The following is a 20,919-nucleotide window of genomic DNA, read 5'->3' on the forward strand; positions in this document are numbered from 1 at the left end:
TCTCCTTCGCGTAACCATTTCCTGGACGAACGCCAGAGATCCTACCGGGCGCCGGTCACTGGGCGTCGCGCACCATGTCCGCGAAGTACCGGTGTACGCGGTGGTCGCCGGTCAGCTCCGGGTGGAACGACGTGGCCAGGACATGGCCCTGGCGCACCGCGACGATATGGCCGCCGTGCTCCGCGAGGACCTGGACCCCGGCGCCCACCGATTCGACCCAGGGCGCCCGGATGAAGACACCCTCGACGGGGCCGCCGGGGATCTCGGGGATCTCGACGGCCGCCTCGAAGGACTCGTTCTGGCGTCCGAAGGCGTTGCGCCGGACGATCATCTCGATCCCGCCGAAGGTCTCCTGGCCCGACCTGGGGTCGAGGATCTTGTCGGCGAGCATGATCATTCCGGCGCACGTCCCGTACACCGGCAGCCCGGACGCGATGCGCTCGCGCAGCGGCTCCAGCATGCCGAACAGGGCGGCCAGCTTGGACATCGTGGTGGACTCGCCGCCCGGGATGACCAGGCCGTCGAGCTCGTCCAGCTCCTCGGGACGCCGGACCGGACCGGCCTGGGCGCCGGCGGCGCCCAGGGCGGCCAGGTGCTCCCGCACGTCGCCCTGGAGAGCGAGGACGCCGATGACGGGAGTGCCCATCACCAGCCCCGGTTCGCGTAACGCTCGGACTCGGGAAGGGTGTCGCAGTTGATGCCGACCATGGCCTCGCCCAGGTTGCGGGAGGCGTCCGCGATGACCTTCGGGTCGTCGAAGAACGTGGTGGCCCTGACGATGGCGGCTGCGCGCTTGGCCGGGTCGCCGGACTTGAAGATGCCGGAGCCGACGAAGACGCCCTCGGCGCCGAGCTGGCGCATCAGCGCCGCGTCGGCGGGGGTGGCGACACCGCCTGCCGAGAAGAGCACGACGGGCAGCTTGCCGAGCCCGGCGACCTCCTTGACCAGCTCGTACGGGGCGCGCAGGTCCTTGGCCGCGGCGTACAGCTCGTTGTTGTCGTAGCCGCGCAGCCGGGCGATCTCGTTCTTGATCTGGCGCAGGTGACGGACGGCCTCGACGACGTTGCCGGTACCGGCCTCGCCCTTGGAGCGGATCATGGCCGCGCCCTCGGCGATCCGGCGCAGGGCCTCGCCCAGGTTGGTGGCGCCGCAGACGAACGGCGTCGTGAAGGCGAACTTGTCGCTGTGGTTGACCTCGTCGGCCGGGGTCAGCACCTCGGACTCGTCGATGTAGTCGACGCCGAGGGACTGCAGCACCTGGGCCTCGACGAAGTGGCCGATACGCGACTTGGCCATGACCGGGATGGAGACGGCCGAGATGATCTCTTCGATCATGTTCGGGTCGGACATCCGGGCGACTCCGCCGTCCTTGCGGATGTCGGCGGGGACCCGCTCCAGCGCCATGACGGCGACGGCGCCCGCGTCCTCGGCTATCTTCGCCTGCTCGGCGTCGACCACATCCATGATCACGCCGCCCTTGAGCTGCTCGGCCATGCCGCGCTTGACGCGCGCGGTGCCGGTCGCCGGGGTCTCGGCGGGGGAAGTGGTGGAGTGCGTACTGGACACGGGCTACCTCGCTCGGGGAAGAGGGTTCTTGCTCCACCGAGATAACTCCTGTGAACCAGTCCACTGCAAGGGCCAATGAACAGCCGGTGGATCGTTCTCGAAGCCCCGACGATTCAGACGATTCAGCAGACGCCCCGGCGATTCAGGAGATCAGGTGCCCGGCCGGTCGGCCAGCGCCACCGGCGGCTCGTCGTCCATCTCGAACGCCAGCGGGAACGGCGCGTGTCCCGCGAGCCGGAACCAGCGGACCTTGCGGTGCGTGCGCAGGGCGCGGGCGGCCCGTACCGCGTCGTTGTGGAAGCGCCTGGCCATCGGCACCCGCCTGACGGCCGCGGCCAGCTCGTCGGCCGCCTCCTCCCCGCCGGGCGCCGAGCGTACGGCCCCGACCTGCGCCGTCTCACCGAATACGGCCCGCAGTGCCTGGCTGAGCTCGCTCTCGGCCACCTCGCGCTGCTCCTCATCGGACTGCCGGGCCGCGTGCGCCGCCTCGTACAGGACGATCGAGGCCGCGGGGTCGAGGACGCCGGACGTGGCCAGCTCCTGGGCGACCGACGCGCGGCGCAGCAGCTGGGCGTCGAGGGCGGCGCGGGCGGCGTCGATCCGCGCGTGCAGCCGGTCGAGCCGGCCTGCGGTCCAGCTCAGGTAGAGGCCGACCGCGACGAAAGCGAGGACGATCCAGATGATCAGGGATACGGTCACGGGCCGAAAGGCTACCGGTCCGGCGCGGGCCGGCGTCCGCCGCGGCGGACGCCCCGGGCCGCCCCCGGGCCGCGGCACAGCGCCACCAGCGGACCTGCCGGACCATCAAGTGCCCCTCTGTGGCGCCCTGTCAGTCCCTGGCCAGGCCGAACCGGGCCCGCAGGCTGACCCGTTCGTCGGTGTCGACCGACGCGGCGCCGTCGGTCACCGTCTCGTACACCGCCAGGATGTCCGCACCGACCGTCGACCAGTCGAAGCGGCGCACATGCGCGCTGCCCCGCCGGCGCAGCCCCTCCCGGCGCTCGCTGTCGCCCAGCAGCCGCACGGCGGAGGCGGCCAGCGCGTCCGCGTCCTCGTTGGCGAACAGCTCGCCGGCCGCGCCCTGGTCCAGGACCTGGGCGAACGCGTCGAGGTCGCTCGCCAGCACCGGCGCACCGGCCGACATCGCCTCGACGAGGATGATCCCGAAGCTCTCGCCGCCGGTGTTCGGCGCGACATAGACGTCGACGCTGCGCAGCAGCCGGGCCTTGTCCTCGTCGCTGACCATGCCGAGGAACTCGACCCGCTGCCGCATCTCCTTCGGCAGGGTGGCGACGGCTTCCTTCTCGTCGCCCCGGCCCGCGACCAGCAGCCGGGCGTCCGGGCACTCGGCGAGGATCTTCGGCAGCGCCCGCATCAGGACCGGCAGCCCCTTGCGCGGCTCGTCGATCCGCCCGATGAACCCGATGGTCGCCCCCTGCCACTCGGGCTTGGGCTCGGCGCGCTCGAAGAATGCGACGTCGACGCCGTTGGGGATGACCACCGCGTCGCCGCCCAGGTGCTCGACCAGGGTCCGGCGCGCGTACTCACTCACCGCGATCCGGGCCGAGATCTTCTCCAGCGCGGGCTGCAGGATCGGGTACGCGGCGATCATCGCCCGTGAGCGCGGGTTGGAGGTGTGGAAGGTCGCCACGATCGGCCCCTGCGCGGCCCAGCAGGTGAGCAGCCCGAGCGACGGCGAGGTGGGCTCATGGATGTGGATCACGTCGAAGGTGCCGTCGTGCAGCCAGCGCCGCACCCGGGCCGCCGACAGGAAGCCGAAGTTGAGCCGGGCGACCGAGCCGTTGTACGGGACGGGGACGGCCCGGCCCGCTGAGACCACGTACGGCGGCAGGGGTGTCTCGTCGTCGGACGGGGCCAGCACCGACACCTGGTGGCCGAGGCCGTTCAGATGCTCGGCGAGGTCCCTGATGTGGAACTGGACCCCGCCCGGGACGTCCCAGGAGTACGGGCAGACGATGCCGATCTTCACGAAGGCTCCTGACGGGGCTCCAGGTCGGCGAGCCAGAGGCGCTGGAGCATGTGCCAGTCCTCCGGGTGCTCGGCGATTCCGGTGGCGAAGGCGTCGGCGAGCGCCTGCGCCATCACCGAGGTCTTCTCGGGGCGCGTACCCGAGGCGGGTACGTCCACCGGGGGATGGACACGGCCGCGCATCACCGGCGAACCGTCGTACCAGAGCGTGACGGGCAGCAGCAGCGCTCCGGTCTGCTGGGCGAGCAGCGCGGGGCCCGCGGGCATCCGGGTCGCCTCGCCGAAGAACTGGACCTCGACGCCCGATGCGGAGAGGTCGCGGTCGGCGACCAGGCAGACCAGACCGCCGTCCCGCAGCCGCCTGGCCAGCGTGCCGAAAGCGGAGCCGCCGGTGTGCGGCAGGACCTCCATGCCCAGGCCCTCGCGGTAGGCGACGAACCGGTCGTAGAGGGTCTCGGGCTTGAGCCGCTCGGCGACCGTGGTGAACGGCACCCCCAGCTTCGTGGTGACCCAGGCGCCCGCGAGGTCGTAATTGCCCATGTGCGGAAGGGCGAGTATGACGCCCTTCCCGGCGGCCAGGCAGTCCGTCAGATGGTGGATATCGTCGACGTCGAAGCCATTGCGGACCCGGTCGGCGCTCCACGCGGGCAGCCGGAAGGACTCCATCCAGTACCGCATGTACGAGCGCATCCCGGCCCGGGACAGCTCGGCCAGCCGGTCGGCGCCGGCGCCGGGCACCACCCTGGACAGGTTGGATTCGAGCCGCAGCACGCTCTTGCCGCGCCGCTTCCAGACCGTGTCCGCGATACGCCTGCCCAGCCCCGTGGCGACCGGTTCGGGCAGCTTCTTGACCGCGCCCCAGCCGAGTCCGTACAGGGCGTCCGTCACTCGCTCCCTCATACCGCCTCGCCGCCGTGCGCGGATGCCGCGGCAGCTGCCGCGGCATCGGCCTCCGCGGACTCCCTGCGTACGGTGACCACCCGCTGCACCAGGGTGATCAGGCTGCCCACCGCCACGATCCACAGCGCGATCGGCAGCAGGATCTGGATCCCGGGCACCCCGAACTTGTGCAGCCCGGCCAAACCGGCGGCGACGAGCGAGATGACCAGCCGCTCGGCCCGCTCGATCAGCCCGTTCACCGCGACCGGCAGCCCGATCGACTCGCCGCGGGCCTTGGTGTACGAGACCACCTGGCCGCTCGCGAGGCAGAAGAGGGCGACCGCGCACAGCATGTTGTTGTCACCGGTGCCCGCGTACCAGAGGGCGAGCCCGGAGAAGATCGCCCCGTCCGCGACCCGGTCGAGGGTCGAGTCGAGGAAGGCCCCCCAGCGGCTCGAAATCCCGGCCTGGCGCGCCATGTTGCCGTCGACGAGGTCGGAGAAGACGAAGAGCGTGATGACGATCGTGCCCCAGAAGAACTCTCCCCTGGGGAAGAAGACCAGCGCACCCGCCATCACCCCGGCCGTACCGGTCAGCGTCACCGCGTCGGGGCTGACCCCGATCCGGAGCAGAAACGAGGCGAACGGCGTGAGGACACGCGTAAAGAATGCACGCGCGTACTTGTTCAGCATGGCCTTCCCGGGGGGTTGGTGAGCCGCGCGGCCCCATTGGCCACCCGGCGGGCCCATCGTAGCCAGGACCGCGGACCTCCACCGCCGGGCCCTGTCGCGGCGGGTGACGGGCGGGGGCCGGGCAGACGCCGGAGCCGCACGTATGGACGCGCCGCGGCCCGAGTGGAAAGCTCGAATGACCGCGGGCGTCACCGGTGCCGCCACGCTTCCCGGCCCTGTGTCCGCTCCGTTTCTCACCGTGCAACGTCCCTCATCACACGGGAGGCACACTCATGGGCGACAAGGCGAGCACACACCCCGGGGCCGCCGGCAGAGTGACGACGGCCGGCCGGCCCGCTTCCGTACGGAACGTGGTCCTGGTCGGCCACAGCGGATCCGGCAAGACCACGCTGGTCGAGGCCCTGGCGCTGACCGCAGGAGCGGTCACCCGGGCCGGCCGCGTGGAGGACGGCCAGACCGTCTCCGACTACGACGAGATCGAACAGCGCAGGCAGCGGTCGGTCCAGCTCTCGCTCGTCCCCGTCGAGTGGGACGGCATCAAGATCAATCTGCTCGACACACCTGGTTACGCCGATTTCGTCGGCGAGCTGCGGGCCGGTCTGCGCGCTGCGGACGCCGCCCTGTTCGTCGTGTCGGCCGCCCAGGACGCGGACAGCGTCGACGGCGCGACGCGCGCCGTCTGGGAGGAGTGCGCGGCCGTCGGGATGCCGCGGGCCATCGTGGTCACCCATCTGGACACGGCCCGCACCGGCTACGCGGAACTGACCCGGCTGTGCGGCCGGATCTTCGGCGGCGACGACCCCGACGCGGTGCTCCCCCTGTACCTCCCGCTGTACGGATCGCCGGGGCCGGACGGGCACGTCCCGGTGACCGGGCTTGCCGGGCTGCTCACCCGGCGGCTGTCCGGTTACGCCTCGGGAGAGCGTACGGAGAGCGAGCCCGGCGAGGCCGAGCTGCCGCCGATGGAGGAGGCCCGCAACCGGCTGATCGAGGGGATCATCGCCGAGAGCGAGGACGAGACCCTGATGGACCGCTATCTCGGCGGCGAGGAGATCGACGTCGGGACGGTGATCGCGGATCTGGAGCGGGCGGTCGCCCGCGGTGTCTTCCACCCGGTGCTCGCCGCCGCGCCCGCGGTGTCCGGCGGACGGCAGGGGCTCGGCACCGTCGAACTGCTCGAACTGATCACCCGCGGCTTCCCCGCACCGCCCGAGCGGGAGGCCCCGGCGGTCACCACCCCGGAGGGCGCCCCGCACGCCGCGGCGAGCTGCGACCCGTGCGGGCCGCTGGTCGCCGAGGTGATCAAGACGGCATCCGATCCCTATGTGGGCCGGCTCTCCCTCGTACGGGTCTTCTCCGGGACCCTGCGGCCCGACGAGACGGTGCATGTGGCCGGGCACAGCCAGCCGGGCCACGGCCGCGCCGGCCTGGACGGCGGCGACGACCGTGACACGGACGAACGCGTCGGCGCGCTCTCGGCACCCTTCGGACGACGGCAGAGCCCGCTGCACGAGTGCATCGCGGGAGACATCGCCTGCGTCGCGGGGCTGAGCCGCGCGGAGACCGGCGACACGCTGTCCGGCAAGGACGACCCGATGGTGATGGAGGCGTGGACGCTGCCGGAGCCGCTGCTCCCGCTCGCCGTCGCCGCCCATGGCAAGGCGGACGAGGACAAGCTCTCGCTGGGGCTCACCCGGCTGGTCACCGAGGATCCGACCATGCGTCTGGAGCAGAACCCGGACACCCACCAGCTGGTGCTCTGGTGTCTCGGCGAGGCGCAGCGGGACGTGGCGCTGGAGCGGCTGCAGGGCAGATACGGGGTCCGGGTGGACGCCGAGCCGTACCGGGTGTCGCTGCGCGAGACGTTCGGCGGACCGGCCGAGGGGCGCGGCAGGCACGTCAAACAGTCCGGCGGCCACGGCCAGTTCGCGATCTGCGCGATCGAGGTCGCCCCGCTGCCCTCCGGATCGGGGATCGAGTTCGTCGACCGGGTCGTCGGCGGTTCGGTGCCCCGCCAGTTCATCCCGTCCGTCGAGAAGGGCGTACGCGCGCAGGCGGCCCGGGGCGTCGCGGCCGGGCACCCGCTGGTCGACGTCCGTATCACCCTCCGGGACGGCAAGGCCCACTCCGTGGACTCCTCGGACGCGGCGTTCCAGACGGCGGGCGCGCTGGCCCTGCGGGAGGCGGCGGACCGGGCCCCGATCCATCTCCTGGAGCCCGTGATCTCGGTCCGGGTGCTGGTGCCCGACGACTTCGTGGGCCCGGTGATCAGCGATCTCTCCGGGCGGCGCGGCCGGGTGGTGGGCACCGAGCAGACGGTGCCGGGCCGCACCCTGGTCCGGGCCGAGGTCCCGGAGATCGAGATCGGGCGGTACGCCGTCGATCTGCGGTCGCTCTCGCACGGCACCGGGCGGTTCACACGCTCGTACGTACGCCATGAGCCGATGCCCCCGCAGGTGGCCGACCGGGTGCGCGATCAGGCGTACACCGGTTCGTAGCGGGTTGCGGCCAACAGCCGTGCGGCTGAGCGGTATCCGGCCGCGCACCGCCCTGCGCCGGACAGCCTTCCGGCGTCCCGTGACGCGCGGGGAGCACCACGGATACGCTGAGGTCACGGCCCGGACGGAAGGCGCGGGACTGCCCGGGTCCGGCGCAGCAGGTGTGCGGGGCACGGTAGTTGGGAACAGCCGCAGCAGCGGTTGGGTGCGGCGATGGGGGCAGCGGTGGCGAACGACGGATTCGATTTCATTCCCGGGGCACAGGTTCCGCTCCAGGGAGCAGCGGGCCAGACCGCCGCGACCCACGCCCTCGCGTCGGCGGCCTACCGGGACAGTTCGGTCGAGGACATACTCAAAGCCAACAGCGAGTGGCACAAGACAGTGGTGAAGAAGGGCAAGTTCTCGCTCTTCGAGCCGAATCTGGGCGAGTCCTTCTCCCGCGCCGTCCAGGTGCGGATGCTCGGTGGCACCCGGAAGGCGCTCATCCAGTCCTTCGGTACCGAGCCCCAGACGGTGGTCGAACACTGCCTGGCGGCGACCCGTATCCGTAAGGAGCGCGACACCAGGCTGACCATCGTGATGGCCCTCTTCGGACTCGTGTTCCTCCCCGGGCTGCTGATCTGGCTCGGCGTCTTCCAGCTGCGGCGCACCCTGTCCGGATCCCGGAACCGCAGCATGGGAGCCCTGGGCACCGCGCTGCTTGTGGCTGTCGGCGCACTCGTGGTGCTCTTCCTCGTCAAGCTGCCGTTCGGCGGCATCGGGGCGCTGTATCTGCGGCTCATGATGGTCGCGCCGGTCATCGGCTGGGTGTGGGCCAAGCGGATCTGCGAGAAGACGGCCGTTGACCTGCGGTCCCGCTGGGAGAGTCTGCTGTCCGGCGGCGGCATCGGGCCGAAGATCCCCGAGGCCGTACCGCGCAACCCAACCGAGACCGCAGCCGAGCAGCTGCGCCAGTCCCTGGCCAAGCTGACGGCCGAGCAGCAGTCCAACTCGGTGTTCTACGCGGGCCCCAAGGGGATACTCGGCATGGGCACCCGCTGGGGCAGCTGGCAGCTCGCCGAGGAGCTCGTCCCCCGCGAGGCGGGCACCGAGATCCACGGCTTCCGCAGCTGGGACGTCATCCGGGCCATCCACGACCGGCTGCGGATGCTGGAGCGCGGCCCGCTGCACACCGGCGGCTTCCCCACCCCGTCCGTGAAGCACTGGATCGTGGCACCCGTCGGTGAGAACGCGAGCGAGGTCAGCCGGCCCGACGGGGAGGACGTGGAGGCCTTCCAGATCAAGGGCCACGAGATACAGCGGATCTGCAACGAGCAGCAGTTCGGCAGCGGCAACCGCCACTATCTGGGCGTGCAGTTCACTCTCTGGGACGGACAGCTGGTGATCACCATGATGATCACGGTGACGGTGCTCCACGAGACGCTGCGGATCGAGGTCACCGGCCATGCGCTCGGCCCGGTGCACTCGCTCTTCACCACCAAGCCTGCGGCCAAGACCAAGGAGGTCAACAAGGCGGTCAAGTTCTGGGAGACGCGGGAGGTGAACCTGCCGCTGGTGGAGACCCCCGAGGTGGTGCGACTGGCCGCGCGGGCCCCGCTGACCTGGTTCCCGCCCGTCCTCGACTTCTGCGGCGGGAAGATCACGCTGCCCGAGCCGTTCGGGATGCGGCACGCCTGGGCCGACAAGCCCTGGCGGCACCGCTTCATGGCGGACGACGCGATGCGGGCGGCCACTCCGGTACTGCGCGCCGTGCACACGGCGGCCATGCGGGTGCTCGACGAGCACGGCGTGAACACCGACTCCTTCACCAATCGCTCGATGGTCCTCAGCGGACTGGTGCAGGACCCGACACCGCGCCAGGCCGACGTCTACGACGCCTGACACCACGCCCCCGGAAACGCAAGGGCCCCGGCACCCGCCGGGGCCCTGCCTCCGTCCATGTGCCGGGCTACGCCCCCGTCACCACATACCGGCCGCTCAGACCGGCCAGGCCGCGGCCAGCATCGTACGGGTGTCGGCCAGCAGCTGCGGCAGCACCTTGGTGTGTCCGACGACCGGCATGAAGTTGGTGTCGCCACCCCAGCGCGGCACCACGTGCTGGTGCAGATGGGCCGCGATGCCGGCCCCCGCCGACTCCCCCTGGTTCATACCGATGTTGAAGCCGTGCGCACCGGAAGCCGTCCGCAGCGCCGTCATCGCCCGCTTGGTCAGCTCGGCCAGCTCGGCCGTCTCGGCCGCATCCAGCTCCGTGTAGTCGGCGACATGGCGGAATGGCACGACCATCAGGTGTCCGCCGTTGTACGGGTAGAGGTTGAGCACCGCGTACACATGCCGGCCGCGCGCCACGACAAGGCCGTCCTCGTCGGACTTCGACGGGATCGAGCAGAACGGACAGTCGTCGTCCGAGCCCGGCCCGCTCGGCTTGTTCTCCCCCTGGATGTACGCCATCCGGTGGGGGGTCCACAGGCGCTGGAACGCGTCCTGCGTCCCCACTCCGATCTGCTGCTCCGGCTCACTCGTCATGCTGTGCAGCATATGACTTCCCCCGTTCGCGACGTGTCGCCGGGGCGCGGGCGACGGCGGTCCCGGCGATGCTGGGCGGATGGACGTCCTGATTCCCGGCGAGCGGCTGCGCCGCTGGGAGGAGCGCACGGAGATTCCGCTCTTCGCGGCCGCGCTGCTCTTCCTCGCCTGTTATGCGGTCCGGGTGCTGGCGCGGGGCGCTGATCCTCTGCTGCGGGACACCGCACTCGCCGTGGCCCTGGCGGTCTGGCTGGTCTTCGTACTGGACTACGCGGTACGGCTCGTCCTGAGCGGTGAGCGGCTGCGCTTCCCGCACCGGCACCGGATGGACACACTGGCGGTCATCCTTCCGCTGCTGCGGCTGCTGCGGATCGTGCCGCTCTACAACGCGGTGCAGCAGAAGAGGGAGCAGCCGCGGCTGAATCTGCAGGCCCGGGTGATCGCGTATGCGGGACTCTCGGCCGTACTGCTCGCTTTCGCCGGGTCGCTCGCCGTCTACAGCTGTGAGCGCTCGGCGCCGGGCGCCACCATCCGTACCTTCGGCGACGCCGTGTGGTGGGCCGCCGCGACGCTCTCGACGGTCGGCTACGGCGACGTGACCCCCGTGACGCCACTGGGACGGGTGATCGCGGTGGCCATGATGGCGTGCGGCATCGCCCTGCTGGGCGCCGTGACGGGATCCTTCTCGTCCTGGCTGTTGCAGACCTTCCGACGGGACGACGAGGAGAGGCCCCCGGAGAGCTGACTCTCCGGGGGCCTCACCGGCCGGGCGGATCAGACCTGTACGCGGTCCGCGACGGCCTGCGCGATCTTGGCGATGGCGTCGTCCACCGGGATGCCGTTCTCCTGCGATCCGTCGCGGTACCGGAAGGAGACGGCGCCGTTGGCCATGTCCTCGTCGCCCGCGATGATCATGAAGGGCACCTTGGCGCGCTGCTGGTTGCGGATCTTCTTCTGCATCCGGTCCGACGAGGCGTCCACCTCGACCCGCAGCCCCTGCTTGCGCGCCGTGGCGGCGAACTCCTGGAGGTACGGGATGTGCGCGTCGCCGATCGGGATGCCGACCGCCTGGACAGGCGCCAGCCAGACCGGGAACGCGCCCGCGTAGTGCTCCAGGAGCACCGCGAAGAAGCGCTCGATGGAACCGAACAGGGCGCGGTGGATCATCACCGGGCGCTGCTTGGTGCCGTCGGGTCCCGTGTACTCCAGGTCGAAGCGCTCCGGCAGGTTGAAGTCGAGCTGGACGGTCGACATCTGCCAGGTGCGCCCGATGGCGTCCTTGCACTGAACGGAGATCTTCGGCCCGTAGAACGCGGCGCCGCCCGGGTCCGGGACCAGCGGCAGGCCCTGCTTCTCGGCCACCTGGCGGAGCGTCTCGGTGGCCTCTTCCCAGACCTCGTCCGAGCCGACGAACTTCTCCGGGTCCTTGGTGGACAGCTCCAGGTAGAAGTCGGTCAGGCCGTAGTCGCGCAGCAGGTTCAGGACGAAGGTGAGCGTCCTGTCCAGCTCGTCCGCCATCTGCTCCTTGGTGCAGTAGATGTGCGCGTCGTCCTGGGTGAAGCCGCGCGAGCGGGTCAGGCCGTGCACGACACCCGACTTCTCGTACCGGTACACCGTGCCGAACTCGAAGAGACGCAGCGGCAGTTCACGGTAGGAGCGGCCGCGCGCATCGAAGATCAGGTTGTGCATCGGGCAGTTCATCGGCTTGAGGTAGTAGTCCACCCCGTCGTCGAGCTGCATGGGCGGGTACATGCCGTCCGCGTACCAGTCCAGGTGGCCGGACTTCTCGAAGAGCTTGCCCTTGGTGGCGTGCGGCGAGTAGACGAACTCGTAGCCCTCCTCCTCGTGCCGCTTGCGCGAGTAGTCCTCCATGGCGCGGCGGATGATGCCGCCCTTGGGGTGGAAGACCGCGAGGCCGGGGCCGATCTCGTCCGGGAACGAGAAGAGGTCCAGCTCGTTGCCGAGCTTGCGGTGGTCCCGCTTGGCGGCCTCCTCCAGGAACTCCAGGTGCGCCTTGAGCTCGTCCTTGGTGGGCCAGGCGGTGCCGTAGATGCGCTGCAGCATCGGGTTCTTCTCGCTGCCGCGCCAGTACGCGGCGGCGTTCCGCATCAGCTTGAAGGCGGGGATGAACCGGGTGGTGGGCAGGTGCGGACCGCGGCAGAGGTCCTTCCAGCAGAGGTCACCGGTCTTCGGGTCGAGGTTGTCGTAGATGGTCAGCTCGCCGCCGCCCACCTCGACATCCGCCCCGTCGTCCGCCGAAGCGGAGCCCTTGATCCCGATGAGTTCCAGCTTGTACGGCTCGGATGCCAGCTCGGCGCGGGCGTCGTCGTCGGTCACCACACGCCGTGAGAAGCGCTGCCCGCGCTTCTGGATCTCCTGCATCTTCTTCTCGATGGCCTTGAGATCCTCGGGGGTGAACGGCCGCTCGACGTCGAAGTCGTAGTAGAAGCCGTCCTTGACCGGCGGGCCGATGCCGAGCTTCGCGTCGGGGAAGAGCTCCTGCACGGCCTGTGCCATCACATGCGCGGTGGAGTGGCGCAGGATGTTGAGGCCGTCCTCGGACGAGATCACGACGGGCTCGATCTCGTCGCCGTCGGCCAACGCGTAGGCCAGGTCCTTCAGCTCACCTGCCACCCGGGCCGCGACGACGGTGCGCTCGCCGGGGAAGAGCTCGGCTGCCGTAGTGCCCGTCGTCACCACGCGCTCTTCCCGCTCGGAATCGCGATGGATGACCACACGGACGTCTGACACCGGTCTCTCCTGACTCAGGGGGTGCGCCGGTGGAGCCCGGCGCGCCTGAATCGTACCGAGACCGGGGCGTGGTTTGCGAAACGGTTAGGGGCCCTCGCTCCCGGGCCCTCCCCCGGCCTCCTCCGCGTCCTCCGCCCGCTCCCCCGCGCAGGCCTCCTCGAAGAAGTCGAGGTTCTCCTGGAGCGCCTTCATCAGCCGGTCCCGCTCCACCTCGTCCACCTGGACGGGGACCACCCCTTCGGCGCCGGTCAGCCGGCGGAACCCGCTGCGGCTCTCCAGCCTGCCCTGCACCCTGACCGGCAGCCCGACCAGATGCGCGTGGCCTGCGATCCGGTACGCCTCCTCGTCGAGCACCATCCGTACGTACGGGACCTCGGCGCCGGCCAGCACCCGCAGCCGGACCGTGCCGGGACCGCCCGGCGCCGAGCGGCGCATCCGTACGACGGCGCCCGTGACCCGGACAGGCAGGGAGGGCTCCGAGCGCAGATAGCGGGCGCCGGCCGCCCGCAGCGCGGGAAGGTCACCGGGCGAGAACGCGACCGGTTCCGGCCTGGCCGCACACCCCTCGGGCACCCCGGCCGCCGGGGCCCAGGCCAGCGCGACCGACACCCCTTCGGTGCCCCGTACGAGCGCGACGACCGCCTCGGTCAGCTCGCGGCTCACCCCGGCGCGGACCGCGGCGTCGAACGCGTCCATCCCGCCGGTCGCCCGCTGGTAGTCCACCGCCTCCCTGGCCGCGTGCAGCGCGTGGTGCAGCCGGACCACGACGGCCCGGCCCGGCTCCACGGGGACGAAGGCGGTGAGCCCGCGCCCGTCCGGGGCAGGACCCGCCAGCACCCCGTCCAGCGCGGCATCGGCCTGCCTGCGGTGGCGGGCGCCGTGGTACCCGGCGCTCCGGGCCGCCGCCAGTGCGCCCGCCGTGAGCATCTGGCGTGCGGCCGAGCGCAGTTGCTCCTGGACGGTCCATGGGGCCACCCCGGAGAGGTCGTCGGCGGTCTCCCGCGACCAGCGGACCTCGTCGCTCGGCACGGTGAGCGCGACCAGCACCTCGCGGGCCGACGGCGCGGCGCAGCGGGTGAGTGCGGTGAGCGCCTCGGCCAGCAGGTCGTCGCTGTCGGGAAAGGAGCGGCTCTCGGGGACGAGGACGCTCGTACCCCGGTCTGCGGGGCCGGGGGGCGTCCAGCGGGCATAGCGTCCGGCGGCTCCGCCGCGGCGGAGCCAGCCGTGCCGGCCGAGCAGCGCGCCGAGTACCGCGGGGTCGACCCGCGCGGGGTCGGGGCCCTCGCCGCCGTCCCGGACCCCCGGTCCTTCGACCGGGTGGGGACGTACGGGTTCGTCGAGCGGGCGGTGCTGCATCAGGGTCTCCCTCCGGCCCCGACACGGGTCATGATCTCGCAGAGTGCTCGGTCGTCGAATATCCGCGAGGTCGGGATCCGCACGGTGGTCCTGTGCCGGCCCGTCACCGGGTGGCCTGCCAAGTTGGTCCAGTAACAGCAGTGCCGCAGATCGAGCCGGTCGTGACCGGCCCGCAGCCAGTCGTCCCGGGTCCGCGGCACCAGCATCACGACGAGGATCTTGTGCACCGAGACCGGCGTACGGGCGAGCTTCACGAGATGGGCGTTGTCGAGCGTGAAGGAGAAGGCCGCGCCGGGCGGGTTCGGGGCGATCTGGTAGGTGCATTTCAGCTGCACCTTGATGGTCACTTCGTCGTCCACGGTGTGGTCCGGAGCTCCGTGGCTCACGTGCCAGTCGATCCCGTTGTCCGGAAAGGGCTGGGACAGCGAACATCCCGAAGCGGCCGCGACCGCGTGCAGATATCCCACCTGAAAGGTCTCCATACAGGCGGTGGTGGCGAGCGAACCGCGCAGCGGCGCGAGCCGCTCGGGCACCAGGGGGCCCCGTTCGGGCTGCGTGAGCGCCATGGCTGTGGTGTGCCTTCCGGACTGTGCCGATACCGGGCCGGTCCATTTCCGGCGACGGGCCGTCAATGTCCTCGCCCGTCACCTGTGTTGTCTCCGGTCGGCGTATGTCGCAAACAGCCGGGTATCACCGAATCGGGCAGATGTCGCACGCCATCTGCCAAGTGAGTGCGAGGAGTTGGGACATGCCGTGCTGGTTCGAAGGACCCCTGGCAGCTTTTGACACCGAAACGACGGGCGTGGACGTCGAGGACGACCGCATCGTGTCCGCCGCGCTGGTCGTGCAGGACGCCGCGGGAGGGCGGCCGCGCACCACCCGCTGGCTGGTGAATCCTGGTATCCCGGTTCCCGCGGGTGCCACCGAGATCCATGGTCTGACCGATCTCCATCTCCAGCGCAACGGCCGCTGGCCGTCGCCCGTGGTGGCGGAGATAGCCAGGGCGCTGGCCGAGCAGTGCGCGGCGGGCCGGCCGCTGGTGGTCATGAACGCGCCCTTCGATCTGACTCTGCTCGACCGGGAGTTGAGGCGCCACCGCGCATCCTCGCTCGGCCGGTACCTCGGGGAGTCACCACTGCGGGTCCTGGACCCGCGTGTCCTGGACAAACACCTGGACCGCTACCGCAAGGGCCACCGCACCCTGACGGACCTCTGCCAGCAGTACGAGGTAGTGCTGGACGGCGCCCACGACGCGGCCGCGGACGCACTGGCCTCACTGGAGCTCGTACGGGCGATAGGGCGCCGGTTCGCGGGGCGTCTTGAGCGGCTGACGCCCGGTGAGCTGCACACGTTGCAGACGACGTGGCATGCGGCGCAGGCGCGCGGACTACAGGCCTGGTTCGCCCGGCAGGGCACACCGGAGACCGTGGATCCGTCGTGGCCGCTGCGCCCCGAACTGTCCGTGGCGGCCTGACCGTACGGCACGGAACGAACCGGCGTACGGCAGGCGCAGCACACGGGTGCGGCATACAGAAAGGCCGGTCCGCGGTGGCGGACCGGCCTGACCCGGTGGGCGATACTGGGTTCGAACCAGTGACCTCTTCGGTGTGAACGAAGCGCTCTCCCACTGAGCTAATCGCCCGGGAACGGACTGAACCATACAGGGCCCGCCGGTCCTGGTTCAAACTATTGCGGCGGGCACGGCCGCCGGCCCGGAGCAGCACCCCGAACCGGCTCGGCGCGCACCGGTCTCCGTGGTTCACACAGGAACACGCAGGAGCCCCGACACGGGGTGAATCGTTTTAAGGAGAACAGCCGGTAAGAGCGCGGCGGGAATGACCAACGGCCTGCGTCACGGCGGAACGCCGATGGCCCGGAGGCTGGAAAGCCTCCGGGCCATCGGAACCGGACGGTGGGCGATACTGGGTTCGAACCAGTGACCTCTTCGGTGTGAACGAAGCGCTCTCCCACTGAGCTAATCGCCCGGGCGCAGGGAAAACATTACCGCATGGCCCGGGCCGTTCCGGACCACCCCGGAACCACTCGTGGATCTTCGGTCACTCGCGGATCTTCCACGGCATCACGACCCCGAACTGCCTGACGTAGATCGCGAGCAGTACGGCGACGATCACCAGCCCGGCCGTCAGCAGGATCAGGTTCCGTCGCCGGACCCGGGGGTCGAGTGCCTTGCGCGCCGCCCCGGCCACCTTCCGCCTGGTCCAGCGGAGCACCAGCTGCGCCCAGACGAACTCGGTCGCCCAGACCGCCATGCCACCGAAGATCACCAGCCAGCCGGGCCCCGGCAGCGGCAGCATGACGACGCCCGCGGCCACCACGGCGAGCCCCACCAGGAAGACGCCCACCTGCCAGCCCAGACGCAGCGCCCTGGACTTCCTGACGAAGGCCGGGGCCCCGGGACCCGGGCACGCGCTCCGAGGGCGCCTCCGCGCCACTCACGCCCGTTCCGTCTCCCCCGGAGTCCACCGTGGCGATCCCACCCCGCCCGTCACTCTCCGCATTCATGTCCCCCAACTTACTGGACCGGCCACCTCCGGAGCCGCCGCGCCGGGCGTCACCCATTTGCCGTAACCGGACAAAGTCACACTCCGCCGTACAGGCGACCTTAAGAGCCACAAATCGGTCAGAGGGGTTTACAACGGCACCGTAGGTGGCATGTCGATTTCGCCGACGTGCGAATCCCCGAGCGCACACTGAGCGAAAGGCCCTGGCGCTTATGAACACCACGGTCAGCTGCGAGCTGCACCTGCGCCTCGTTGTGTCGAGCGAGTCATCACTGCCTGTACCCGCGGGCCTGCGGTATGACACGGCCGATCCGTATGCCGTGCATGCCACCTTCCACACCGGAGCCGAGGAGACCGTGGAGTGGGTCTTCGCCCGCGATCTCCTCGCAGAGGGTCTGCACAGGCCCACCGGCACCGGCGACGTCCGAGTCTGGCCGTCGCGCAGTCACGGTCAGGGCGTGGTCTGTATCGCCCTGAGCTCCCCGGAAGGAGAAGCCCTGCTCGAAGCCCCTGCGAGGGCCCTGGAGTCGTTCCTCAAGCGGACCGACGCCGCCGTGCCACCCGGCACGGAACACCGTCACTTCGATCTCGACACCGAGCTCTCGCACATTCTGGCCGAAAGCTGAGCCAGGCTGCGAGAGGCCCGGCGCCGTCCGACTCGGGGCGACGGCACCGCGCAGACAACGACATACGCCAGAAGCCGGGCGCCGCCCCCGCGGAATCCACCGCGGGGACGGCGCCCCGGTGCGTCCGGGGCGGGAGCGGCGAGGCACTAGAGTCGGCCAGCATCGGCGGGCGCCGGCCCGTCGCAGGCCAGGGAGTGCATCGTGCTGATTCCCCACGACACCCGGATCGCCCTCAACGTGGTGGTCAGTCTGGTGAACACCGCGCCGGAGGGTGCGGACGCCGACCCGCTCGCCGACATCGAGGGGCTGTACGCCTTCGTGCGCGACTACGACCTGAGCGGCGTGGGACAGCTCGGCGAGGACGACCGGCGGGCCGTGATCGGGGTGCGCCGGCAGTTCGCCGAGGTGTTCGCCGCCCCCGGCCCCCATGCCGCGGCAGCGCTCGTCAACCGGCTCGTCGCGTCCGCGGGCACGACTCCGCAGCTCACCGACCACGACGGTTACGACTGGCATGTGCACTACTTCGCGCCCGGCGCCTCCGTCGCCGACCACCTGGCGGCCGACGGCGGGATGGCGCTCGCCTTCATCGTCGTCGCGGGCGAGCAGGAGCGGCTGCGCCGCTGCGAGGCCCCGGACTGCGGACACGCCTTCGTCGATCTCTCACGCAATCGCTCCCGCCGGTACTGCGACAGCCGCACCTGCGGCAACCGGCTGCATGTCGCCGCCTACCGCGCCAGACGGAAGGCGGCCGCGGGCTGACGTCCGCCCTCACAGCAGGAACAGATCGTGCACGGCCGCCATGAGCAGCAGACAGCAGATCACCCCGAGGAAGATCATCAGGGGTGGCTGGGAGAGCGCGAAGAGGCAGCCACGCGGCTCGGGGGCAGGGGTGGGGACGGCAACATCGTCCCGGCAGGTATCCGGCATCTCGGGCCGATGATGACGCAGCGGTGCCGTTTCCGCCGGTCAACACGCATATATCGATGGCCAGTTCGCTGAATCCCGTGACAGCACGCCCGGCCGTCCGTGCGCCGGACGGACGTCAGTGCGGCAGAATGCTGGACGCCCGGACGACCAGCTCGGGCTGGAGCATGACACCGCGGTGCAGATGCTCGCCGTCGCCCGCGTATCCGGCCTCCTCCAGGAGGAGTTCGGCCGCCATCCGTCCCATCAGCACCGCGGGCTGGCGTACCGACGTCAGCGGTACGGCGGCCGCCGCGGCGAACTCGATGTCGTCGTAGCCGACGATGGCCATGTCCTGCGGCACCTTGACGCCCGCGGCGTACAGCGACTGGAGCACGCCGAGCGCCAGCAGGTCGTTCACGCAGAAGACGGCGGTCGGCCGCGGCACGAGGCCGACCAGTCGGGCACCGGCGTCCCGGCCCGCCGCCACGTCCAGCCGGCCCGTGGAGATCTCCACCAGGGCCTCGGACGGGAGCCCCGCCTCGTGGAGCGCGGCCAGCGCGCCCTTCCTGCGGTCCTGGATCTGGCGCAGCTCCGGCGGCCCGGTGACGAAGGCGATCGACCGGTGCCCGGCGGCGACGAGATGGCGTACGGCCAGGGTGCCGCCGTGGACGTCGTCCACCGAGACCGCGCAGGAGGTGGCGCCGGACGCCACCCGGTCGACCAGGACGGAGGGGATGCCGTGCCGGCCGAAGTCCTCCAGGCTCTTCCCGGTGGGGTCGGCCGGGGTGACCAGCACCCCCAGCACCCGCTGCTCGGCGAAGAGCGACAGGTAGGCGGCCTCCTCGGCCGCGCTCTGGTCGCTGTTGCAGACCATGACGCCGAGCCCGGCACCGCGGGCGGCCCGTTCGGCCCCGCGGGCGATGTCCACGAAGAACGGGTTGCCCATGTCGAGCACGAGCAGCGCCACGATCCTGCTGCTGCCCGCCCTCAGCTGTCTGGCCGACTCGCTCCGTACATAGCCGAGTTCAGCGATGGCCGCCTGTACCCGGGCGCGGGTCTCCGGCGAGACGGAGGCCGGCCGGTTGATGACATTGGACACGGTGCCGACCGAGACGCCCGCACGTCTGGCCACGTCCTTGATGCCTGCCACGTCTGTCCCACCTGCTGTACCTGGCTGTGTCCGGGCCGACCCGGGAGATGTCCGGCCCGCCCGCACGGAGTGCGCTCATCGTACGGTCGCGCCCCCGCCCGGGCGAGACGGGCGGACCCCCGGGCCCGGCGGACCCGTCCCGTACCGCTCCCGGCAGCCGGGCAGGCGCATCGGTGAATTGATTCAAACCAGCGGCAAGGCGGCCGCCACCCCCAGGTGCGTCAAGGGTTGACGCGACTGTGCCCCGCTACTAGCTTCACCGCTCAATGAATCGATTCATTGAAGGGGTTGGCATGTCTGAACTCTCGGCCGTGAAGGCCGCGCTGGCGTCGCAGACGATCGAGACCCCGTCCTGGGGTTACGGGAACTCCGGCACCCGGTTCAAGGTGTTCGCGCAGCCCGGGGTGCCCCGCGATCCCTTCGAGAAGCTGGACGACGCCGCACAGGTTCATGCCTTCACCGGGGTGGCCCCCCGCGTCTCCCTGCACATCCCCTGGGACCGGGTCGACGACTACGCCGCCCTGGCCGCGTACGCCAAGGAGCGCGGGCTGACGCTGGGCGCGGTCAACTCCAACGTCTTCCAGGACGACGACTTCAAGCTGGGATCGGTGACGCACCCCGACGGCGCGGTACGGCGCAAGGCGGTGGCGCATCTGCTGGAGTGCGTCGACATCATGGACGCGACCGGCTCGTCCGATCTGAAGCTGTGGTTCTCCGACGGCACCAACTACCCGGGCCAGGACGATGTGGTGGCCCGCCAGGACCGGCTCGCCGAGGCGCTGGCGACCGTGTACGAACGGCTGGGTGACGGCCGCCGGATGCTGCTGGAGTACAAGCTCTTCGAACCCGCCTTCTACGCGACGGACGTCCCCGACTGGGGCACGGCGTACGCCCACTGCCTGAAGCTCGGCCCGAAGGCGAAGGTCGTCGTGGACACCGGGCACCACGCACCGGGCACGAACATCGAGTTCATCGTCGCCGTGCTGCTGCGCGAAGGGAAGCTGGGGGCCTTCGACTTCAACTCCCGCTTCTACGCGGACGACGATCTGATGGCGGGAGCGGCTGACCCCTTCCAGCTGTTCCGGATCATGCACGAGGTCGTCAGGAACGGCGGTCTGGAACCGGCCGCCCAGGTCAACTTCATGCTCGACCAGTGCCACAACATCGAGGCCAAGATCCCGGCTGTCATCCGGTCGGTGATGAACGTCCAGGAGGCCACGGCGAAGGCGCTCACCGTCGACGCCGACGCACTCGGCGCGGCGCAGCGCTCGGGGGACGTGCTCGGCGCGAACGCCGTGCTGATGGACGCGTACAACACCGACGTCAGGCCGCTGCTCGCCGGGATCCGGGAGGAGGGCGGGCTGCACCCCGATCCGGTCGCCGCCTATCTCGCGTCCGGCAGGCAGGAGCGGATCGCCGCCGAGCGCGTGGGCGGCACCCAGGCCGGATGGGGTGCCTGAC

The 20,919-nt window shown here is 70.8% G+C and carries 19 protein-coding genes, 2 tRNA genes and 1 pseudogene; 7 read left to right on the forward strand and 15 right to left on the reverse strand.

The annotated features are described in order from the left end of the window. Positions 1–55: 55 nt before the first annotated feature. The 6 genes from pdxT to pgsA form a co-directional block, all read right to left on the reverse strand. Positions 56–646: a pyridoxal 5'-phosphate synthase glutaminase subunit PdxT gene (gene pdxT, locus OHB13_RS05120; RefSeq protein ID WP_328375930.1), complete on the reverse strand. Its 591-nt coding sequence runs from the start codon at positions 644–646 to the stop codon at positions 56–58. Then, on the reverse strand, positions 646–1,494 hold the full coding sequence (pdxS, locus tag OHB13_RS05125) for a pyridoxal 5'-phosphate synthase lyase subunit PdxS (protein ID WP_405755776.1): 849 nt from the start codon (positions 1,492–1,494) through the stop codon (positions 646–648). Before pdxS ends, pdxT begins: the two co-directional genes overlap by 1 nt. 222 nt (positions 1,495–1,716) lie before the next feature. After that, positions 1,717–2,265: a hypothetical protein gene (locus OHB13_RS05130; protein ID WP_266858914.1), complete on the reverse strand. Its 549-nt coding sequence runs from the start codon at positions 2,263–2,265 to the stop codon at positions 1,717–1,719. 130 nt (positions 2,266–2,395) lie between these two features. Next, positions 2,396–3,556 (reverse strand): glycosyltransferase family 4 protein, encoded by a 1,161-nt coding sequence (locus tag OHB13_RS05135; RefSeq protein WP_266858912.1) that lies wholly within the window; start codon positions 3,554–3,556, stop codon positions 2,396–2,398. Next, positions 3,553–4,455: a phosphatidylinositol mannoside acyltransferase gene (locus tag OHB13_RS05140; protein WP_328375932.1), complete on the reverse strand. Its 903-nt coding sequence runs from the start codon at positions 4,453–4,455 to the stop codon at positions 3,553–3,555. The genes OHB13_RS05135 and OHB13_RS05140 overlap by 4 nt, the downstream gene beginning before the upstream one ends. Continuing rightward, positions 4,452–5,126 (reverse strand): phosphatidylinositol phosphate synthase, encoded by a 675-nt coding sequence (gene pgsA, locus OHB13_RS05145; RefSeq protein WP_328375934.1) that lies wholly within the window; start codon positions 5,124–5,126, stop codon positions 4,452–4,454. Before pgsA ends, OHB13_RS05140 begins: the two co-directional genes overlap by 4 nt. 272 nt (positions 5,127–5,398) lie before the next feature. On the opposite strand from pgsA, the gene OHB13_RS05150 reads away from it, so the two are divergent. After that, positions 5,399–7,624 (forward strand): elongation factor G-like protein EF-G2, encoded by a 2,226-nt coding sequence (locus OHB13_RS05150; RefSeq protein WP_266858906.1) that lies wholly within the window; start codon positions 5,399–5,401, stop codon positions 7,622–7,624. Between the two features lie 225 nt (positions 7,625–7,849). After that, positions 7,850–9,505, forward strand: coding sequence for a hypothetical protein (locus OHB13_RS05155; protein WP_266858904.1), 1,656 nt, complete (start codon positions 7,850–7,852; stop codon positions 9,503–9,505). Positions 9,506–9,601: 96 nt separating this feature from the next. Here OHB13_RS05155 and OHB13_RS05160 read toward each other — a convergent pair whose 3' ends face one another. Further along, the gene (locus OHB13_RS05160) at positions 9,602–10,159 is read right to left on the reverse strand and encodes an HIT family protein (RefSeq protein WP_266858903.1); all 558 of its coding nucleotides are present in this window, start codon (positions 10,157–10,159) and stop codon (positions 9,602–9,604) included. Positions 10,160–10,226: 67 nt separating this feature from the next. Between OHB13_RS05160 and OHB13_RS05165 the strand changes: the two genes are divergently transcribed. After that, the gene (locus tag OHB13_RS05165; protein WP_266858902.1) at positions 10,227–10,892 is read left to right on the forward strand and encodes a potassium channel family protein; all 666 of its coding nucleotides are present in this window, start codon (positions 10,227–10,229) and stop codon (positions 10,890–10,892) included. Between the two features lie 29 nt (positions 10,893–10,921). Here OHB13_RS05165 and thrS read toward each other — a convergent pair whose 3' ends face one another. From thrS to OHB13_RS05180, 3 genes are all read right to left on the reverse strand, one after another. Continuing rightward, the gene (gene thrS / locus OHB13_RS05170) at positions 10,922–12,898 is read right to left on the reverse strand and encodes a threonine--tRNA ligase (protein WP_266858900.1); all 1,977 of its coding nucleotides are present in this window, start codon (positions 12,896–12,898) and stop codon (positions 10,922–10,924) included. 84 nt (positions 12,899–12,982) lie between these two features. After that, positions 12,983–14,254, reverse strand: a complete 1,272-nt coding sequence (locus OHB13_RS05175; protein ID WP_328375937.1) for a hypothetical protein — start codon at positions 14,252–14,254, stop codon at positions 12,983–12,985. Continuing rightward, complete coding sequence (locus OHB13_RS05180; RefSeq protein WP_266858897.1) at positions 14,254–14,820, reverse strand: DUF4365 domain-containing protein; 567 nt, start codon at positions 14,818–14,820, stop codon at positions 14,254–14,256. Before OHB13_RS05180 ends, OHB13_RS05175 begins: the two co-directional genes overlap by 1 nt. Before the next feature lie 182 nt (positions 14,821–15,002). Between OHB13_RS05180 and OHB13_RS05185 the strand changes: the two genes are divergently transcribed. Next, on the forward strand, positions 15,003–15,728 hold the full coding sequence (locus OHB13_RS05185) for a 3'-5' exonuclease (protein ID WP_266858895.1): 726 nt from the start codon (positions 15,003–15,005) through the stop codon (positions 15,726–15,728). Positions 15,729–15,824: 96 nt separating this feature from the next. Here OHB13_RS05185 and OHB13_RS05190 read toward each other — a convergent pair. The 3 genes and pseudogenes from OHB13_RS05190 to OHB13_RS05200 form a co-directional block, all read right to left on the reverse strand. Then, a tRNA-Val gene (locus OHB13_RS05190) sits at positions 15,825–15,896 on the reverse strand. A gap of 271 nt (positions 15,897–16,167) precedes the next feature. Continuing rightward, positions 16,168–16,239, reverse strand: a tRNA-Val gene (locus OHB13_RS05195). A 72-nt stretch (positions 16,240–16,311) separates the two neighbouring features. Further along, positions 16,312–16,777, reverse strand: a pseudogene (locus OHB13_RS05200) (TIGR02611 family protein). Between the two features lie 211 nt (positions 16,778–16,988). Between OHB13_RS05200 and OHB13_RS05205 the strand changes: the two are divergent. Together OHB13_RS05205 and OHB13_RS05210 are read left to right on the forward strand one after the other, a co-directional pair. Next, complete coding sequence (locus tag OHB13_RS05205) at positions 16,989–17,402, forward strand: SsgA family sporulation/cell division regulator (RefSeq protein ID WP_003959770.1); 414 nt, start codon at positions 16,989–16,991, stop codon at positions 17,400–17,402. Between the two features lie 201 nt (positions 17,403–17,603). Beyond that, positions 17,604–18,161: a CGNR zinc finger domain-containing protein gene (locus OHB13_RS05210; protein WP_266858891.1), complete on the forward strand. Its 558-nt coding sequence runs from the start codon at positions 17,604–17,606 to the stop codon at positions 18,159–18,161. Positions 18,162–18,170: 9 nt separating this feature from the next. Here OHB13_RS05210 and OHB13_RS05215 read toward each other — a convergent pair whose 3' ends face one another. Beyond that, positions 18,171–18,329: a hypothetical protein gene (locus tag OHB13_RS05215; RefSeq protein WP_266858889.1), complete on the reverse strand. Its 159-nt coding sequence runs from the start codon at positions 18,327–18,329 to the stop codon at positions 18,171–18,173. Between the two features lie 115 nt (positions 18,330–18,444). After that, entirely contained in the window at positions 18,445–19,458 is a 1,014-nt protein-coding gene (locus OHB13_RS05220) for a LacI family DNA-binding transcriptional regulator (RefSeq protein WP_328375939.1), read from the reverse strand. 293 nt (positions 19,459–19,751) lie between these two features. On the opposite strand from OHB13_RS05220, the gene rhaI reads away from it, so the two are divergent. Further along, positions 19,752–20,918: an L-rhamnose isomerase gene (rhaI, locus tag OHB13_RS05225; protein ID WP_266858886.1), complete on the forward strand. Its 1,167-nt coding sequence runs from the start codon at positions 19,752–19,754 to the stop codon at positions 20,916–20,918. The last annotated feature ends 1 nt before the right edge of the window (position 20,919 follow it).

The sequence above is a fragment of the Streptomyces sp. NBC_00440 genome, assembly GCF_036014215.1.
Lineage (GTDB): Bacteria > Actinomycetota > Actinomycetes > Streptomycetales > Streptomycetaceae > Streptomyces.

Coding starts and splice junctions, on each gene's coding strand:
- OHB13_RS05165 (WP_266858902.1), top strand. CDS start 10,227: ATGGACGTCCTGATTCCCGGCGAGCGGCTGCGCCGCTGGGAGGAGCGC.
- OHB13_RS05175 (WP_328375937.1), bottom strand. CDS start 14,254: ATGCAGCACCGCCCGCTCGACGAACCCGTACGTCCCCACCCGGTCGAA.
- OHB13_RS05160 (WP_266858903.1), bottom strand. CDS start 10,159: ATGCTGCACAGCATGACGAGTGAGCCGGAGCAGCAGATCGGAGTGGGG.
- pdxS (WP_405755776.1), bottom strand. CDS start 1,494: ATGGCCGAGCAGCTCAAGGGCGGCGTGATCATGGATGTGGTCGACGCC.
- OHB13_RS05180 (WP_266858897.1), bottom strand. CDS start 14,820: ATGGCGCTCACGCAGCCCGAACGGGGCCCCCTGGTGCCCGAGCGGCTC.
- pdxT (WP_328375930.1), bottom strand. CDS start 646: ATGGGCACTCCCGTCATCGGCGTCCTCGCTCTCCAGGGCGACGTGCGG.
- OHB13_RS05205 (WP_003959770.1), top strand. CDS start 16,989: ATGAACACCACGGTCAGCTGCGAGCTGCACCTGCGCCTCGTTGTGTCG.
- OHB13_RS05185 (WP_266858895.1), top strand. CDS start 15,003: ATGCCGTGCTGGTTCGAAGGACCCCTGGCAGCTTTTGACACCGAAACG.
- OHB13_RS05140 (WP_328375932.1), bottom strand. CDS start 4,455: ATGAGGGAGCGAGTGACGGACGCCCTGTACGGACTCGGCTGGGGCGCG.
- OHB13_RS05150 (WP_266858906.1), top strand. CDS start 5,399: ATGGGCGACAAGGCGAGCACACACCCCGGGGCCGCCGGCAGAGTGACG.
- pgsA (WP_328375934.1), bottom strand. CDS start 5,126: ATGCTGAACAAGTACGCGCGTGCATTCTTTACGCGTGTCCTCACGCCG.
- OHB13_RS05215 (WP_266858889.1), bottom strand. CDS start 18,329: ATGCCGGATACCTGCCGGGACGATGTTGCCGTCCCCACCCCTGCCCCC.
- rhaI (WP_266858886.1), top strand. CDS start 19,752: ATGTCTGAACTCTCGGCCGTGAAGGCCGCGCTGGCGTCGCAGACGATC.